The organism is Cellvibrio japonicus Ueda107 (assembly GCF_000019225.1).
In the GTDB taxonomy this organism is placed as follows: Bacteria; Pseudomonadota; Gammaproteobacteria; order Pseudomonadales; family Cellvibrionaceae; genus Cellvibrio; species Cellvibrio japonicus.
The window spans coordinates 1,035,195-1,052,500 of sequence record NC_010995.1 but is presented as its reverse complement, the minus strand read 5'-3'; the positions used below and the strand labels follow the sequence as shown (position 1 = coordinate 1,052,500).

Genomic DNA, 17,306 nt, shown 5'->3' with positions numbered 1-17,306 from the left:
CAATAGGCTTGTGGCCGGCCATTTGAAATCGCTTGAGTGCAAGCAGCGGAACCAAATGGCCGATATGGAGACTGTCCGCTGTAGGGTCGAAGCCACTATAAAGAGTGCGACTACCCGTATTCAGATGCTCAGCCAGGGAGTCCCCCCCTGTCATCTGTGCAATCAGTCCTCGCTCTTGCAACTCTTGTAAAAAATGTGTGTCTATCGACGTCATAAAGCACCCACCAAAAAACCGGCCAAGCCGGGGATTGTGACTATATTTCAGGGTAAAAAGCAGAAAAAGTCGGCAAAGATACCTTATCTTCCTTCAATTACAAGGCCAATTCACCGACTTGTGACAATAAGATGAAGTTTCGGGGTGTTCTTGGCGTTTTTTTCTGCTATAAAGTGCCCTCTGTTGGATCACTTTTTTCATAAAGACGAGCTGATTTCTCATGGCACCGCCGAAGAGCCGCACTAACATTACCGCTATTTCATTGATTAATGCGTTTCCCCGAGGGCATATGATTGCTCTCGCGTTATTGTTGTTGTGCCTTCTCTTTTCCTTAGTAGTGAGTCACCCGCAAGATCCCGAATCCACCATTGCAGTTCCCATCTCCAGCACCGAGTCTTCGAATTTTGATGCCCGCCCCCTGCTACCAAGCCTGGATGTGTCACTGAATACCGAGCCTCTCTCGCAAACGACAGATACTCCGCCTTCGGCACTTCCACTTGCAACCAGCACGCAAGCCGAAGTGCTTCCTCAAGGCCCTCAACCCAAAGAGTTTACCGTACAGTCAGGGGATAGCTTGTCGCTGCTGTTTCGTCGCGCCGGGCTTGGCGACAAGGATATTTATGAGCTCTTTAATGATGCGGCAGAAGCCAAAAACCTGCGCAAAATCAAACCGGGCCAAAAACTGACTTTCCTGGTAGATGACAACCAGCTTAAAGAACTGGTGTACACCATAAACACGCTGGATAGTATGACGTTTACCCGTGCATCCAAAGGGTTTATCGCTAAAGACACATCGCTCCAGCCTGATATACAACATGGTTTTAGCCAGGGTGTTATTGATAGCTCCCTGTACATGGCCGGAAAACGCTCGGGGCTGAGCACGGGATTAACGATGGAACTGGCTAATATTTTTGGCTGGGATATAGATTTTGCGCTGGATATCCAAAAAGGCGACGCCTTTAAAGTGATGTACGAAGAACAACACCTGGATGGCAAGCGTATTGGTTATGGCAAAATATTAGCAGCCGAATTTACCAACAGCGGAAAAACCTTCCGCGCTGTACGTTATGTCGATAAAGATGGTGTAGCGCGCTACTACACTCCCGATGGACGCGGTATGCAGAAAGCTTTTTTGCGTACCCCCATTGAGTTTGCCCGCATCAGTTCGCACTTTAACCTGGCCCGCAAACACCCTGTATTGCATATTATTCGCGCCCATAAAGGTACCGATTATGCCGCTGCACGAGGTACGCCTATACGTGCAACAGGCGATGGAAAGGTCTCCTTTGCAGGGCGTAAGGGCGGTTATGGGAATTGCATTATCATCAACCATGGCAGCGGTTACGAAACCCTCTACGGCCATATGAATAACTTCGCTAAGGGAATGAGGGCCGGAACCCGGATTAGTCAGGGCGATATTATCGGCTACGTCGGTTCTACGGGTTTGGCATCCGGCCCGCATCTGCATTATGAATTCCATGTCAATGGACAAGTGCGCAACCCCGTGACAGTGCCACTCCCCAAATCCATGGGTATCGATAAGAGCCAACTGGCTGTATTTAATGAGTCAACACGCCCATTGATTGCCAAGCTGAATGAGTTCAGTGATAACACTCAGGTGGCTATGGCCAAAGGTACTACCCGCAACAACTGATTGGGTTAATGCCTATGGATAAGCGCTATTTTGTTGGTTTGATGTCAGGAACCAGCGCTGATGCCATAGACGCTGTCCTGGTAGAACCGGGCAACCCACCCCATTTGCTTGCCTCTCATAGCGTGGCTATTCCCCCACAACTACGGGCGCAAATTCACGCCCTCTCGTTACCTGGCACCAACGAAATAGACCGCTTGGGTAGCCTTGATATTGAGCTAGCCGAATTATTTGCCCGTGCCGTTCATGAATTGTTGCAAAGTGCATCCTGCCATGCAGGACAGATAGCAGCTATTGGCAGCCATGGCCAAACCATCCGCCACCGCCCACCACAGCACAATGATCCCACCTACACCGGTAAAACCTTTACCTTGCAGATCGGCGATCCGAATACGCTTGCCCAGTTGACGGGAATTACAACAGTTGCTGACTTTCGCCGGCGGGATATGGCCGCCGGGGGCCAGGGAGCACCGCTGGTACCAGCTTTCCATCGCACGCTTTTTACTGTTCCGGGTGATGGTAAAGATCGGGTTATCGTGAATATTGGCGGTATGGCCAATATCACCTGGCTTGGCAAAGAAGGTAGCGTTATGGGATTTGATACAGGGCCAGGCAACGTATTGATGGATGCCTGGACCCAACTTCATCGCCAACAGCCATTTGATCGTGATGGTGTCTGGGCAGCATCAGGCAACATAGACTCCCGGCTTCTAAATACCCTGTTGGAACATCCTTTTTTTTCATTGCCAGCCCCTAAAAGTACCGGCCGGGAAGAGTTCAACCTACCCTGGCTTGAAAAAGCGCTGCATAAATTGCCGTTACCTCTTTCTGCTACAGACATACAAGCTACATTACTGGCGTTAACAGTGAAGACGATAGCCCAGCCAACTCACAATCTGAGCCACAGTGCCAAAGAAGTGATTTTGTGCGGTGGAGGTGCCTACAACAGAGAACTACTGGGCCACTTACGCAATGAACTTCCCAATGATACGGTATGCACCAGCCAGGATAAGGGGATAGCGCCCGAGTGGATTGAAGCCATGGCCTTTGCCTGGCTTGCGGAACAAACACTCAACCGGCGCCCCGGCAATCTCTGTGCTGTCACTGGCGCTCGGCAGGAGGTCATTCTAGGAGGGGTTTACTACGCATGAGAGAGGCAAGCAACCAACAACAAAACAGCACTCACATTATAGGGAGAAGGAAGAACCACACCCGCAAGTACTGGATGCATTAGGGTTCTGTATAACGAACTTTGAGCCTTGCAGTCCTTCCTCATAATCAACTTGTGCACCAGCCAGGTAAGGGTAACTCATAGCATCCACCACAACCTTAACACCACCGCGCTCTACAACAGAGTCATCCTCTGCAACCAGTTCATCAAAGGTAAATCCATACTGGAAGCCAGAGCAGCCGCCGCCAGTCACATAGACACGCAGTTTCAAATCGGCATTGCCTTCTTCCTCGATCAGGCTTCTGACCTTGGCAACAGCACTGTCTGTAACAGTAACAACCTGGGGAACATAGATTTCGGGGGTGGACATGGGCAACTCCAAAGAACACAACAAACGCCAAAAGCGCAAATTATTATCCCTTTACCCCAGCAAAACAGTCAACTATTCGATAAGCCTTGCAGTTTGGTTGGCTCCGGGGATTTAACCGGGTCCTGGGTAGTCGATTTATCAGCGGCATTGGTGTTAACCAGGCTCCCATTAATTTTGGCACCATTAACGATCTCAATCACATTGTAATGTACCGTCCCAGTCACCCAAGCCTTCTTGGCCAACTCCAAGTGTTTGGCAGCATGGATATTTCCCTCAACGCGACCGTTAACGACTACCACTGGCACATGGATTTCACCTTTGATCAATCCGGTATCTGCAATGACCAATTTGGCGTCTTTGGAGGCCTCTGCAAAGATATTGCCCTCAATTTGCCCCTCCAGTTGTAAATCGCCACTGAAATGCAAATCACCGACCAAACGGGTCCCGCGCGAGATAAGGGTATGATTGTTTGAAAATGCCATAAATCGAATCCTGTTGAGTTGTTTAATCGTCGGCCTGCACCCACTCCAACTGTTGCTCTACCACAAGTGGATTACGCCGCGAGGAGGACACCAGTTTTACATCCATGCGCTCGGGCTCAAACCCTTCAGGCAGGCGCAGGTCTGCTTCAATATTTTGGAAGTACTTAAAGTCTACCGGGATTTTATCTGCCAGGGGTTGTCCACCTTCCGGTGTTACCACCAGCTGTGCCAAGGGCAATTTTTGCTCTGTGCCGCCCTGCTTTCCAACCAGGGTAGATTCCAGAAGCCCTTCAAATTCGTCATCCCCTTCTGCCAGTTTCTGTACTACCAGCTTCATATGGTAAAGGTCAGAATTGTCGACAGGCTTAACCGAGAAAGTGCCAAAACTGATCCCCATCGGATTGCGCGATGTCCGCGCAGACATCATGCGATAAACCGACACTTCACGCTCCAGCTGGGCAATTTGTTCACGCCTTTCCAGTAAGCGTTGGCGCAAATCTTCCGATGCCTTGCGGTCAACTTCGGCATTCATTTGAGCCTGGGTAAGTTGCTGACGCAGGCTAGCGAGATCCTTAACTATCTGATCGCGCTCAGTGCGCAGTTTGGCTGCTGCTTCAGGAGACATCCCCAACTGATTGGCCCTGTACTGGGCATAACCATAGGTTGCTACTATAGCGCCCAGGATAAGTAATCCCAGCAGCAACCACAGCAACAGATTGCGCACAGGACGGTGGGGAACCACTTTCATTCGGTACTGGGGAGAGCCTTTTACTTTCGCCATAGGATATCGAACCGGTTCTTATGGTTAATTGTGATTATCAAAACCCCTGCCAGTTAAGGCAGGGGTTCTTTCTGGTCGTTAAATCCGGGGTGATACACAGCATTTTCAGGCTGTGTGCGATCCATCAGGGCAACAGGGCAACGACATCCAGACCAGCCGTTTCATCAAAACCAAACATAATGTTCATATTCTGGATGGCCTGGCCTGATGCACCTTTGGTGAGATTATCGATCACGGACAATACGACAACAGTATCGCGCGCCTGTGGCCGAAAAACCGAGATACGGCAAACATTTGAGCCTTTTACACTGCGCGTTTGCGGCATTTCACCCGCCGGTAATACATCCACAAAAGGCTCGTTGGCATAACGTTGTTGGTAGAGAGACTGCAAATCCGGGACTTGGTTCACATCCAGCAGGGTTGCGTAAAGCGTGGCATGGATGCCGCGAATTATCGGCAACAGATGCGGAACAAATGTCAGTTGTGCCGCCGCAACACCTGCGGGCTGCACGTCGCGCAGTCCCTGTTCTATTTCCGGCAAATGGCGATGGCCTTTCACGCCATAGGCTTTAAAGCTGTCGCTAATCTCCATCAGCAAATTATCGATTTTGGCTTGGCGACCAGCACCGCTGGCACCACTGGCCGCATTGGCGATCAGGCGCGAAGGATCAACCAGGTTGTTTTCAATCAGGGGTAAAAATCCCAACTGGGTTGCGGTTGGATAACAGCCGGGGCAGGCGACCAGTTTGGCCGAGCGAATAGCATCGCGATTCACTTCCGGCAAACCGTAGACTGCCTGGGAAACCAGATCCGGGGCACCATGGGTCTGGCCGTACCACTTCTCCCACAGGGGTACATCGCGAATACGGAAATCTGCAGACAAGTCGACAATGCGGGTACCAGTTTTCATCAGCACCGGCATCATATTTTGGGCTACGCCATGGGGCGTGGCGAAAAAGACCACATCACATTGCCCCAGGATATTGACATCAGGCTCAGTGAATGCCAGATCAACATGGCCGCGCAGGTTGGGAAACAGATCGGCGACCTTGACACCCGCCTCGGCACGCGACGTAATTACACTCACTTCAACCTGGGGATGCTTGGCCAGCAGGCGGAGCAATTCCACACCTGTATATCCGGTTCCACCCACAATACCTGCTTTAATCACGTCGACCCCCTTAAGTCGTCCCGGTAAATCGTCTGCTATTTGCGTCAGTTAGAGACTCTGGGTATGGTAGTCGCCCAGAGCAAGAGGGCTATCATAAAAGCCTTGTTATCAAATCGAAAGCGAAAGCTGCCTCGATATTCAGAGGCTTAACACAGGTAAACGACATGGCGGAGGATGTAGCCCCACTATCCCCCAGGAAACTCACCAAATGGCGCACCCGCTATTGGATTGAACAACTGCGCGATCGCCTGGCCAGTGTCGATGCCCTACCCCAATTGACCTTGCTGGGCTTGTTAACCGGCATACTGGCAGGTCTGGTGATTGTTCTCTTTCGCTGGTTAATTGAAATTCCCCTCGGCTATTGGCTGCCTGATCATTTTGAGAATTTCGAAGCGCTGAGTGGGCAGATGCATATCATCCTACCACTGGCCGGTGCCCTGTTGCTGGGACTGGTGTTGCAGTTTATCGATAAGCGCCATCATGCCACCGGTGTTGCCCATGTTATCGATCGCTTGCAGAACCACCAGGGGCGCATGCCCTGGGGCAATTTTTCGGTGCAATTCTGGGGCGGGGCGACCTGTTTGCTCAGTGGGCAATCGGTGGGACGCGAAGGCCCTGCTGTGCATCTCGGTGCAGGCGCAGGCAGCTTGCTCGGCCAGTGGCTGAAATTGCCTGGAAATAGCTTGCGTCCACTTGCCGGTTGCGGTGTCGCCGCCGCTATAGCCGCTTGCTTCAATACTCCCATGGCCGGCGTTATCTTCGCCATGGAAGTGGTGATGATGGAATACACTATCGCCGGTTTTATTCCTGTGATCCTTGCTGCCGTTGCCGGAACCACGATTTCTCACCTGGCCTTTGGCAATGTCATCAATTTTGAGTTACTGCAGAGCGATCATGCCGGATTATTAGAACTCCCCCTGGTTATCCTCGCCGGTTTGTTTATTGCCCTGCTGGCGGCAGCTTACATACGCCTGCAGGCATTTTGGTGCAGGCACTCACTCAATCACCCTGTTTTACTGCGTTTTGCCATAGCCGGGTTGCTGACAGGCTTGGTTGCTTATGCGTTTCCCCACATCATGGGCGTCGGTTATGACACAATTAATCAAGCCCTGCAGGGAAATCTGGGATTCTGGTTGCTCCTGGGTATCCTTATTGCCAAGTTATTCGTCACGACTGCGGCCCTTGGCCTGGGTATGCCCGGTGGGGTGATAGGTCCTTTACTCTTTATCGGGGCCTGTGCCGGTGGTGCCATAGGAATTATTGCCAATAACCTGATGCCCGGATCTGCGAGCCATATCGGTTTCTATGTGGTATTGGGGATGGGCGCCATGATGGGCGCCACGCTGAACGCTCCCATGGCGGCCATGATGGCTATCATTGAGCTGACCTATAATCCTGCCATTATTTTTCCCAGCATGTTGATGGTTGTTGTCGCCTGCCTGAGCACCCGCTGGGTTTTCCGCTGCGATGGCCTGTTCGAGACGCTACTGAAAATCCAGGGAAAATTTCGCACGCCGCAAATCAGCGAACAATTACTGAGCAAAACCGGTACACGCCAGTTATTGGATCGGCATTTCCGCCTGTGCCCAACGGAAGTCAGCCGGGAGCAAGCCAATGAATTGCTGGCGCGACATCCCCATTGGTTAGTGCTAAACAACCAACAACTGCTCGCGCCCCATGAACTTGCGGCACACTTAGCGCAAGAGCCTGACAAAACAGCCATTAACCTCTTGGAAATAGCCGGACGGCGCCTGGATATGATCGAACTGCCCCCGGAGTCCACCCTGTTCGAAGCCCAGCAATTAATGCAACAAGCACAGGCCGAAGCCGGGTTTATTACCAATCCGGAGGATAGCATGATCGGTATAGTGACACTGGAAAAAATCAATAATTACTACAAGCTTTGAGTAAACCTGCCACATCGCTCTCTATACTCCCCATGTTAAAACAGGCTCACTCTCCGAGGTTGCATAAGTGGAATTACTGAATTGGATTCTCCTGGCCCTAAGCAGTATTGTTATTGTCTCCTATCTGTTTGATGCCCTGGCGCATCACTCACGCGTCCCCTCGGTTGTGTTATTGATTTTTTGCGGTATAGCTGCACGCCTGATCCTCGATTATTTCAACCTGCAAATTCCCTTACTGGATGTGATTCTGCCTATCGTCGGTACGCTCGGACTGATTCTGATCGTACTTGAGGGTGCACTGGATTTGCGTATTTCGCGCGATAACCTGGGCTTAATCGGACGCGCCAGTCTCTGTTCATTACTGGGCTTATTAATTACCGGAGGCCTGGTCGCCAGCCTGATCTACGTGGCATTTGATGTGGATTGGCGCAAGGCCTGGCTATATGCCGTGCCCATGGCCGTTATTTCCAGTGCAGTTGCTATACCTGCCGCCAGCGCCCTGTCCTCCAAACTAAAAGAGTTCGTCATCTACGAAAGCTCGCTCTCCGACATCATGGGCGTACTGCTGTTTTATGCCTTACTCGAAGGCAACGGCAATTTCGGTACGCGCGCCATCACCTCGGCAGGCACCCTGGTGATCAGTTTAGCGGTTGGCGTTTTATCAGCGCTGGTGCTCTATTGGTTGATTAGCCGCATCGAAGCCCATGTGCGCTTTGTGCCCATGATCGCCGGTATTGCCCTCCTCATTCTGTTAATTCTCAGCCTGCCCGACAGCGAAGTCATCGCTGACTTCCCGCAAAGTGCCGTGATGTTATTGATTTTGATGTCTGCGTTACTGCTAGCCTATGGCAACTTGCGCTATGGTAGGCAACAACAAGCGGCAAGCCCCCCAACAGAGCCAGCCGCTATAGTCGATGTACCACCCGGTATGGATATCCAACAATCCACACCACCAGAATCAAGCCAGCAAGGTTAACTATGCTCTGGATCAAAGCCTTTCACATCATTGCCGTCATGACCTGGATGGCGGCCCTGTTCTATCTGCCCCGACTGTTTGTCTACCACAGTATGAGTGAAGACGAAATCAGCCGGGAGCGCTTCAAAGTCATGGAGCGGAAATTACTGCGCGGCATCGCCAACCCATCGATGATCGCCGTGTTTATTTTTGGTATCTGGATGAGCTGGCTCGGCTGGGCCTATTACTCCACACAAACCTGGTACTGGTGTAAATTGGCCCTTGTGGCATTGATGACCGGATATCATCACGCCTGCGTCGCGTATTTCAAACAATTGCGCGATGATCGCTGTACCAAAAACCATGTGTTCTTCCGTATCTTCAACGAGTTGCCGGTCTTTCTGTTAATCGGCATTGTCATCCTGGTCGTGGTCAAACCCTTTTAAAATGAACTCAACTCTCTACGCAATTACTGATTCCGGGCTATTACCAGGTGAACGCCTGGCCCTTGGTGTTGAGGCTGCACTTCAAGGTGGCTGCCGCTGGATCCAATACCGGGACAAGTCGACAGACAATCATCGACGCGAACTTGAAGCACGGCAACTGGTAAGTCTGTGCAACCAATACCAGGCAAAACTCATCATCAACGATGACATGCAACTGGCGCAGCGAGTAAACGCCCATGGTGTACATTTGGGACAGGACGATGGCAATCCTGCCGAAGCGCGGCGCTCGCTGGGAGAGTCCGCCATTATCGGTGTGACCTGTCATGACTCACTGGCGCTGGCTGAAAAAGCTATCCAGGATGGTGCCAGTTATATTGCCTTTGGCCGCTTCTTCCCCTCCAAAACCAAGCCTCATGCCCGTCCGGCAAAATTTACCCTGATCAGTGAGGCCAAGGCCAAATTCCCGCAAGTCACCCTGGTCGTTATCGGCGGGATTACCCTCGATAATGCCGCTGTGCTACTTGATGCCGGCGCCGACAAGCTTGCCGTTTGTCACGATCTGTTCGCCGCAGCAGATATTGCCGCGCAAGCCCAGCGTTTTAATCATTTATAATTTTTTGCAACAGGATTTAAGGAACGCTTATGAGTCGCTCAGAAGAACTTTTCTTGCAAGCCCAAAAGCATATTCCCGGCGGCGTTAACTCCCCGGTTCGCGCGTTTAAAGCCGTTGGCGGTACCCCCGTGTTTTTTGAAAAAGCCCTGGGCGCCTACATATGGGATGCAGACGGCAAACGCTATATCGATTATGTACAAAGCTGGGGCCCCATGGTATTGGGACACGCCCATCCGGAAGTCATCAACACGGTAATTGACGCCGCTAAACACGGCTTAAGTTTTGGTGCACCTACCGAGCGGGAAACCACCCTCGCCGAAAAGCTCTGTTCACTCATGCCCGGCATGGATATGGTGCGCTTTGTCAGCTCTGGCACAGAAGCCACCATGAGCGCTATTCGCCTTGCGCGCGCGTTTACTAAACGCGACAAAATTATCAAGTTCGAAGGTTGTTATCACGGACATTCAGACTCACTGTTAATCAAAGCCGGCTCAGGTGCCCTGACACTCGGTGTGCCCAGCTCACCCGGTGTACCCGCTGTTCTGGCTGATCACACCATTACCCTCGACTACAACAATGCTGAGCAGGTTCGCGAATGCTTTGCCGAGCTGGGTGAACAAATTGCCTGCATTATTGTTGAGCCGGTTGTTGGCAATATGAATTGTGTACCACCGGTACCCGGCTTTCTGGAGTGTCTGCGCGAAGTGTGCGACCGCTACGGCAGTGTGCTGATTCTCGATGAGGTGATGACCGGCTTTCGTGTCAGTCCGACAGGCGCCCAAGGTTACTATGGCATCAAAGCGGACATCACGACGCTGGGCAAGGTAATTGGTGGCGGTATGCCCGTGGGGGCTTTTGGCGGTCGGCGCGATATTATGCAAATGATTGCACCCTCTGGCCCTGTGTACCAGGCAGGCACCTTATCCGGTAATCCCGTTGCAATGGCCGCCGGATTAAAAACCCTGGAGTTACTGCAAGCTCCAGAGATATACCCCCATTTATATGCGCGCACCAATCAACTGGTTGAAGGCTTACAGACCCTGGCAGACAAAGCAGGCATTCCATTCACGACCAACCATGTTGGCAGCATGTTCGGTTTTTTCTTTACCGAAGAGAAAAAAGTAACCAACTTTAAACAGGTCATGGCCTGCGATATACCGCGTTTTAACAAGTTTTTCCACGGCATGCTGGAGCGCGGTATTTATCTCGCACCTGCGTCCTACGAAGCGGGATTTATGTCAACGGCGCATACACAAGGCGATATTGACCAGACGCTGGGGGCCGCAGAAGCTGTATTTTCCAGCCTATAATTCCCTGTGCAATAAAAAAGGCCGCATACGCCACTGCTGTCCCATAGTTCTACTCATAAGGCGAGCCTCATTTGAGGCTCGCTTTTTTTATGATTCGGCGGGTCCGGTATCAGGATGCTTTTTAGACTCCTACGCTCAAACAAATTTAACTGAATTACCCTCATGATCCGTTGAACTGTCCATCCCGCTTTAGTGCTGTGACGCGAAAATGCCAACAATAGATACGTAATCATGGCAATCCAAATTTGTGTTAACACCGCATTTCTTGAAGTGCCCACAAACGCTTTGATCTTCAGGTTTTGTTTGATCGCTTTGAAGAACAACTCCACCTGCCAGCGATCCTTATAAATCGCTGCAATTGTGGCCGCCGCCAGCTGAAAGTTGTTGGTGAGAAACTCATAGAATTTGCCGGTTGTTGCGTCACGATAGCCAATTCGACGCAACTTCGGTGCGCCGCGTTTGATCGCATGAGCGCTGGATAATTGAATGACCTGATCACTGATAATACCTTTGCTGCTGTCGGCATAGCGACGTTCTTCCACGCGATAGACGGCTTTGGCGCGCAAGCGGGTTACAAAGAAAACTCCTTTATCTGTCAATAACTTAAACCAGCGGTAATCCACGTAGCCTTTATCAAACGCAACGATGCTGCCTTTGGGAAAATCAAATTTTCGTCCCTCAATCATGTCGTTTTCCTGGCCATCACTGAGTGCGACAAACTCCGGCACTTGGGTGCCATGATTCAGGCCAACACTTAATTTTACATTTGCTGTGTCATCTCGATGCGCCGCCCAGGGAAATACCGACAGCGATAAATCAATCGCGCTGGCATCAAGGGAGTACAGCGGATTTTTAAACTGGAATTTGTGTTTGCCCTGCATGGATTTACAGCGGTGAAGCAGACGAGCAAATACGTGTTTGTAGAGTTCGGCGGGCTGTACTTCGTTGATTCGTGCCAACGTTGAACGGGCTATTGGCTTGGCACCGAGATGATAAAGTTTATGCTGCTGTGCTTCGAGATTGGATTGAATATCACGCAAGCTTTGGCGGCCAGAGAGCTGCGACATGGCCATGCCGACAAATTGATCCCAGCGGGTGGCCGAGCGCAATTTTTGGCCGACATGATGCTTTTTAGCTTCCGCTTCAAATTCATGTCTCGATAAAGGTTTGAGTAGTTGATGAAATGCGGTGTTAGAATGTGACAAAGCCTGTTTTCCTTTGTTTTACCAATGTTTGGTCGCACTTACATTGTATCAACTTGGAAAACAGGCTTTTCTTTTATCTACAAACTATGGGACAGCAGTGCCGCATACGCGGCCTTTTTACCAATGTACTGGCTTAGAAACGATAGCTTGCACCGATTCCCCAGGAGTCATCCTGGTCACCAAAGGTATAGCTCAAATCAAAGCTCAGGCTGTTGGTAAAAAATTGCCTGGCACGTACAGTGAAGTCTTTAATATCCTCATCGGCATTTACATAACTATACGCAGTACCAATGCTCAGGTTGCGATCAATATAGTAATCAGCGGCAATACCAAACTCTTCACCACCGTCTGCATCTGCAAATGAACCTTCGATATTCAACGCCTGCTCACCGCCCAAAGACATAACATATTTTGCATTCAGGTTGATATAGTCTGAATAATCAACGTCTTCGTAGAAACTGGTCCATACCAGCAAACCATCAATTGGTGTTACACCAAGGCTGGCATTCCATTGTGAATCCCAACTTCCACCATCAGCTTTGGCACGGGTAACGCCCAGCCCTGCATAGAAAATAGAATTGGGAATATAAAACTCTGCCCCTACGCTTTGGAAATCTACATCAAACAGGTCATTGGTCTGGCTGCCAACCAACGCATAAATATTGCTGCTTTTTTCCAGGAAAGCCGCTTCGGCCAAAGGGTGGTTTTTTGTGTTGACAGGAGAGAAATAGAACGCGCCGCCAACAGCGTATGCAGAAGAGTCCAGTGCGTCATCTGTTTCGCCATAGCCAGCGAATACCTCACCCTGGTATGTGCTTGACTGAGCGTTGGCCAGTACGGAAAAAGACGCCAGACCAATAACAGCTGATAATAATTTCAGTTTCATAAATCATTCCTCGATAGTTTTGCTGTAATCCCGGCAAGTGGAGATGGCTCACCGGGTGCAGGGGCATACTAGCGGGAAGGCATTAATGGAAACTGAACATCAATTGTTAAAAACGGTTCAACAATGATCTGTTGATATATAAATCACATAGAGCGTTTTATCACCAAGTGTACACTGGCCCAAAACCAAAGCTCCAGATTAATACCGTAATGGCAAGCAAAGACACCAGCATGACCAAACCAACGGTCAATATAGAACTGGCGTAGACAAACCCCTCTTCATCCGAAATCCCCATAAAAATAGGTACACCGGCATAGAGCAAATATACCGTGTAAAAAATTGCCCCGATACCTACCAGCATGAACAGAATAACATTGGGGTAAAGTGCACAAAGGCCGGCGATAAATAGCGGAGTTGCAGCATAGGCACAAAAAACAATTGAACGAGTTAGCCCCGGTGATGAATCGTAAGTGCGCGACATCCAATCAATAAAAGCGCCCATAACAGCAACGCCGACCAACAAGGCCAAATACATCAGTACACTCATAATTAATGCGCTGGATTCCGTCAACATTACCGTTGACCCAGTACCAACTCGCCAGCCAACCTGGGTTGTACCTATATACATACAGACCGGCGGAATCGCTGCGAGAAACAAAATATGCGCCAAGTACAAGTGGGTCAGCGTTTCGGGTGTATCCCGAATTTCTTTCCACTCTTGTAACGGATGTGTGAAGAGACCTGCAACATGAGAAATCATATCTCGCCTCCAGTTGGCTATTGGCTATGATTATCGAATATGCCTGCAACAACCCTAGATCAGACGTTTACACCAACAATCGCTATAAACTGCTGAAGCGGGTGTTGTATTGAGTATATCGCCAAGTACCCTTCGTATCTGCGATAGATAAACAACTTATTAGATCAAATAAAGTTCAAAATAACTCTCAGAATAACTTCTCAATCTATCCATGCATTGGACAATCCATAGTGCATTTTATCTTGCATGTGCCATTAGATTTTGGATGTCTTGCCACAGTAAATCCGGCTCATAGGGAGGGGAAAAGTAAGCAACAAATTCCCCCCTGGGATTAACCATAAACAGCTGATTGGAATGATTTACCTGATACGCAGGTCCGGCATTTTCAGGCATATCAATACCCGCGGGAACGCTGAGCAAACGCTTGTCGATAATCACCGAGCGCTCATAACTCGCCCCGAAGAAACTTGCCAACCTGGCCAACTCCGAATTAGGGCCGCGCACACCCAGAATATGCGGATGAAAAAAACCAACATAAGCGGCTAATTTGTCACGGGTATCCCGCTCTGGATCAACAGTTACAAAAAGGATTTGCAACTGTTCAGGATCACCAGCACGACGCATTAAACCCGCCAGCTTTTGCAATTCCAGTGGGCAATAATCCGGACAGGAACCAAAACCAAAAAATACCAGGCTCCAACGGCCTGCCCAAATGGAGTGGCTGAGTAAATCACCCTTGTGGGTTTCCAGCGATAATTCAGGCACCGATTGCACAGCAGGAAGCCTTTTACCCGCGACAAGCACAACAGCTTCAGAATGAACTCCCTGTATAGCTGTCACCACTCCCAGCACGAGACAGACAAGCAACAACAATACTATGGCCAGGCGCTGCCAAAGAGTAACCATTATTAATGGTCCCCTGCATCAGACCATTCACGCAACACAGGAATACTTAACGAGTATTCCTGTCCATCACTTAACACTAATTGCAAATTCACCTGATGATTCAATAAAAGCGGGGCGTTCATCCGCATCAACATAATATGTAAACCGCCGGGCGCCAACTCTATGCGTGAGTGCGGAGGTAATACCAGTTCATCAAGATGCTCCATGGTCACGCTGCCCGCCTGCTGGCGGGTTCTGTGCAACATGGTCATGGAACAGCAATCCGCCTTGACTTGAGTGATTACCATCCGGGTATTTCCCGTGTTAGCAAGGGTCATATAAGCAGCATTAACACTGGAGCCAGGCGGTGCCAGCTTTACCCAGGCCCGCTGAATATCCAGATCGGCATAGGCGGTCACCGCATGGGCGAGTAACACACAACACAATAAAGCGCGTCTGCCAATAGACCAGCCCGATAAAAATAACCAATTACCATAGTTCAGGAGTAAGGAATTGCCACTGCACATAGTGATCCACCAGCAAAATCAAAAACAACACCATTAAGTGTACGATCGAGAAACGAAATGTCTCCATTGCAACCTCTGGTGTTGGGCGATATTTCAACCGCCAGGCATAAGCGACAAAACGCAGATTGAGATAAAGACTGCCCAACAAATAAATAATACCTGACATTCCCACCAGATAAGGCAGGAGGCAAACAACCAGCAGCAAAAATGCATAAAGCAAGATCACCCATTTGGTAAATTCAATGCCATGAGTCACTGGTAACATAGGAATATTGACTTTGGCGTAATCCTTGTAGCGATGAATAGCCAGTGCCCAGAAGTGAGGGGGTGTCCAGGTAAAAATAATCATCACCAGCAGCAAGGCATGACTGTGAATTTCACCGGTAATAGCCGTCCAACCCAACAGGGGTGGCATAGCACCCGCTAATCCGCCAATTACAATATTTTGCGGTGTAGCCCGCTTTAACAACAGGGTATAGACCACCGCATACCCCAACAGACTGAACAATGTCAGCAATGCGGTTAGCGGATTAACCGCCACGATAAGTAGCGTAAAACCCAGCACGGCCAAACTACTCGCAAAGCCCAGTGCCTGAGCCTGAGTCAACTTGCCTTTTGGCAAAGGACGCATATAGGTTCTAGCCATTTGTGCATCAATTTTCTGATCCAATACATGATTAAAAGCAGCCGCGCCTGCCGCTACCAAACCTATGCCCAAACTGGCGGCCACCACCAACCCCAGATCAGGCAACCCCGGCACAGCCAGCATCATCCCCACCCAGGCGGTCAACACCAAAAGCGCGACCACCTTGGGTTTGGTAAGTTGATAGTAATCTCGCCAATGGGTGCAGGCATTGTGCAAAACGCCCGGCACAACCGCGGATGTTTTTAGAGGCTCTTGCTTAATTGCCATAAGATTCTCCTCTGCTCATAACCGCAGCTACAGGTTGATGGGCAACCGATAGTGATGTTCGCCACTGTAACTGGCGCACTAACACAACAAGGAACATCAACAAATTGGCCGCTACCAGGTTATGTGCTACAGCATTGAGCAATGGCAAATGTCCCAGAATATTAATTAGCCCCAGCAGAATCTGGATCAACAGCAACCCCAAAACGGCAAGAGATAGATGTTTTACCATCCGTTCCTGCGCCCGGCGCCACACCAGCCAAATAAAACAACCCAACACCAGAGCAGTTGTAATGGCACCCATGCGGTGCAATACATGAATGGTCATACGTGCTTCGTAGGGCAAGACACCATATTCGTAGGTTTCATGTCCCAGTGGTAGATGAAAAGCGGCATCCAGTGAGAAACGCTCCTGCCAGCCAGGCTCGCAAAAAGGCAACTGATAACACACAACCGCCGCGTAATTTGCCGATGTCCAACCACCCAAGGCAATTTGCATGACGAGCACTACCACCGCCAAATAGCCCAATGGCATTAGTGAGCGCAGTGCTGGCTCTACACCGATAGGCTTGTCCCCTAACAGCACTTTGCCAATTTCCAACCGCAGTAGCATTAGAAGACACAGGAGAAAAAAACCACCCAGTAAATGCCCCAGCACTACCAGAGGTAATAAATTGAGTGTCACTGTCCACATGCCCAGAGCGGCCTGAAAAATTACCAGCAGCAGCAGGGCTCCACTCAGGCGGCGGAAGTGTTTGATCATAAGGCTATAGAAAAATATGGCAGCGACACACAAACCCAACAAGCCTGCAATATAACGATGCAGCATTTCATTGCGCGCTTTATGAGGCTCAATAGTTGCCTCAGGGAAATTAGCCTGTGCCCTTTCAATGTGATGATCTTTGCTTGGCGCATGTAACAAACCATAGCATCCCGGCCAATCAGGGCAGCCAAGGCCAGCGTCCGTCAAGCGGGTATAGGCCCCCAAGGCAATAACCATTAAGGTCAGTACTAACGTTGCATTGACCAGCAGACGAAAACGCTTGAGCCTTTTTTCCATTG

The 17,306-nt window shown here is 50.0% G+C and carries 19 protein-coding genes (1 of these 19 only partly in view); 7 read left to right on the top strand and 12 right to left on the bottom strand.

The genetic code is table 11. The features are described from left to right. Positions 1-214, bottom strand: partial view of a tyrosine--tRNA ligase gene (gene tyrS, locus CJA_RS04395; RefSeq protein ID WP_012486551.1) — the 5' end (the start) only. The gene continues 1,094 nt to the left of window position 1, outside the view; the window shows 214 of its 1,308 coding nt (coding positions 1-214); it begins with the start codon at positions 212-214; the stop codon falls past the left edge of the window. A gap of 220 nt (positions 215-434) precedes the next feature. Between tyrS and CJA_RS04390 the strand changes: the two genes are divergently transcribed. Together CJA_RS04390 and CJA_RS04385 are read left to right on the top strand one after the other, a co-directional pair. Continuing rightward, entirely contained in the window at positions 435-1,868 is a 1,434-nt protein-coding gene (locus tag CJA_RS04390; RefSeq protein WP_012486550.1) for a peptidoglycan DD-metalloendopeptidase family protein, read from the top strand. Between the two features lie 8 nt (positions 1,869-1,876). Further along, positions 1,877-3,016 (top strand): anhydro-N-acetylmuramic acid kinase, encoded by a 1,140-nt coding sequence (locus tag CJA_RS04385; RefSeq protein WP_012486549.1) that lies wholly within the window; start codon positions 1,877-1,879, stop codon positions 3,014-3,016. Positions 3,017-3,052: 36 nt separating this feature from the next. On the opposite strand, the gene erpA is transcribed toward CJA_RS04385, so the two are convergent. From erpA to argC, 4 genes are all read right to left on the bottom strand, one after another. Then, positions 3,053-3,406, bottom strand: coding sequence for an iron-sulfur cluster insertion protein ErpA (gene erpA, locus CJA_RS04380; RefSeq protein WP_012486548.1), 354 nt, complete (start codon positions 3,404-3,406; stop codon positions 3,053-3,055). Positions 3,407-3,474: 68 nt separating this feature from the next. Further along, positions 3,475-3,888, bottom strand: coding sequence for a bactofilin family protein (locus CJA_RS04375; protein ID WP_012486547.1), 414 nt, complete (start codon positions 3,886-3,888; stop codon positions 3,475-3,477). A gap of 22 nt (positions 3,889-3,910) precedes the next feature. Continuing rightward, positions 3,911-4,669, bottom strand: a complete 759-nt coding sequence (locus CJA_RS04370) for a DUF6776 family protein (protein WP_012486546.1) — start codon at positions 4,667-4,669, stop codon at positions 3,911-3,913. Between the two features lie 124 nt (positions 4,670-4,793). Beyond that, entirely contained in the window at positions 4,794-5,840 is a 1,047-nt protein-coding gene (gene argC / locus CJA_RS04365) for an N-acetyl-gamma-glutamyl-phosphate reductase (protein ID WP_012486545.1), read from the bottom strand. Between the two features lie 164 nt (positions 5,841-6,004). On the opposite strand from argC, the gene CJA_RS04360 reads away from it, so the two are divergent. The 5 genes from CJA_RS04360 (at position 6,005) to hemL (ending at position 11,071) form a co-directional block, all read left to right on the top strand. Further along, complete coding sequence (locus tag CJA_RS04360; RefSeq protein WP_012486544.1) at positions 6,005-7,747, top strand: chloride channel protein; 1,743 nt, start codon at positions 6,005-6,007, stop codon at positions 7,745-7,747. A gap of 67 nt (positions 7,748-7,814) precedes the next feature. Continuing rightward, positions 7,815-8,723, top strand: coding sequence for a cation:proton antiporter (locus CJA_RS04355; protein WP_012486543.1), 909 nt, complete (start codon positions 7,815-7,817; stop codon positions 8,721-8,723). Positions 8,724-8,725: 2 nt separating this feature from the next. Beyond that, positions 8,726-9,148: a CopD family protein gene (locus tag CJA_RS04350; RefSeq protein WP_012486542.1), complete on the top strand. Its 423-nt coding sequence runs from the start codon at positions 8,726-8,728 to the stop codon at positions 9,146-9,148. 1 nt (position 9,149) lies between these two features. Then, positions 9,150-9,761 (top strand): thiamine phosphate synthase, encoded by a 612-nt coding sequence (thiE, locus tag CJA_RS04345; RefSeq protein ID WP_041551077.1) that lies wholly within the window; start codon positions 9,150-9,152, stop codon positions 9,759-9,761. Between the two features lie 29 nt (positions 9,762-9,790). Then, positions 9,791-11,071: a glutamate-1-semialdehyde 2,1-aminomutase gene (gene hemL / locus CJA_RS04340; protein WP_012486540.1), complete on the top strand. Its 1,281-nt coding sequence runs from the start codon at positions 9,791-9,793 to the stop codon at positions 11,069-11,071. A 53-nt stretch (positions 11,072-11,124) separates the two neighbouring features. Here the strand turns inward: hemL and CJA_RS04335 are convergent, their stop codons facing one another. The 7 genes from CJA_RS04335 to CJA_RS04305 form a co-directional block, all read right to left on the bottom strand. Then, positions 11,125-12,276: an IS4-like element ISCja2 family transposase gene (locus tag CJA_RS04335; protein WP_012485938.1), complete on the bottom strand. Its 1,152-nt coding sequence runs from the start codon at positions 12,274-12,276 to the stop codon at positions 11,125-11,127. A gap of 133 nt (positions 12,277-12,409) precedes the next feature. Continuing rightward, positions 12,410-13,162, bottom strand: a complete 753-nt coding sequence (locus CJA_RS04330) for a putative porin (protein ID WP_041551075.1) — start codon at positions 13,160-13,162, stop codon at positions 12,410-12,412. A gap of 160 nt (positions 13,163-13,322) precedes the next feature. Further along, entirely contained in the window at positions 13,323-13,922 is a 600-nt protein-coding gene (locus CJA_RS04325; protein ID WP_012486537.1) for a Yip1 family protein, read from the bottom strand. Positions 13,923-14,159: 237 nt separating this feature from the next. Continuing rightward, a complete protein-coding gene (locus CJA_RS04320) occupies positions 14,160-14,696 on the bottom strand; it encodes an SCO family protein (RefSeq protein ID WP_238526820.1) in 537 nt (178 codons plus the stop codon). A 134-nt stretch (positions 14,697-14,830) separates the two neighbouring features. After that, positions 14,831-15,334 carry a copper chaperone PCu(A)C gene (locus CJA_RS04315; RefSeq protein WP_012486535.1) on the bottom strand — a complete coding sequence of 168 codons (504 nt, stop codon included), beginning with the start codon at positions 15,332-15,334 and terminating at the stop codon, positions 14,831-14,833. Continuing rightward, complete coding sequence (cyoE, locus tag CJA_RS04310; protein ID WP_012486534.1) at positions 15,297-16,247, bottom strand: heme o synthase; 951 nt, start codon at positions 16,245-16,247, stop codon at positions 15,297-15,299. Before cyoE ends, CJA_RS04315 begins: the two co-directional genes overlap by 38 nt. Further along, positions 16,237-17,304, bottom strand: coding sequence for a COX15/CtaA family protein (locus CJA_RS04305; protein WP_012486533.1), 1,068 nt, complete (start codon positions 17,302-17,304; stop codon positions 16,237-16,239). The genes cyoE and CJA_RS04305 overlap by 11 nt, the downstream gene beginning before the upstream one ends. Positions 17,305-17,306: the final 2 nt, after the last annotated feature.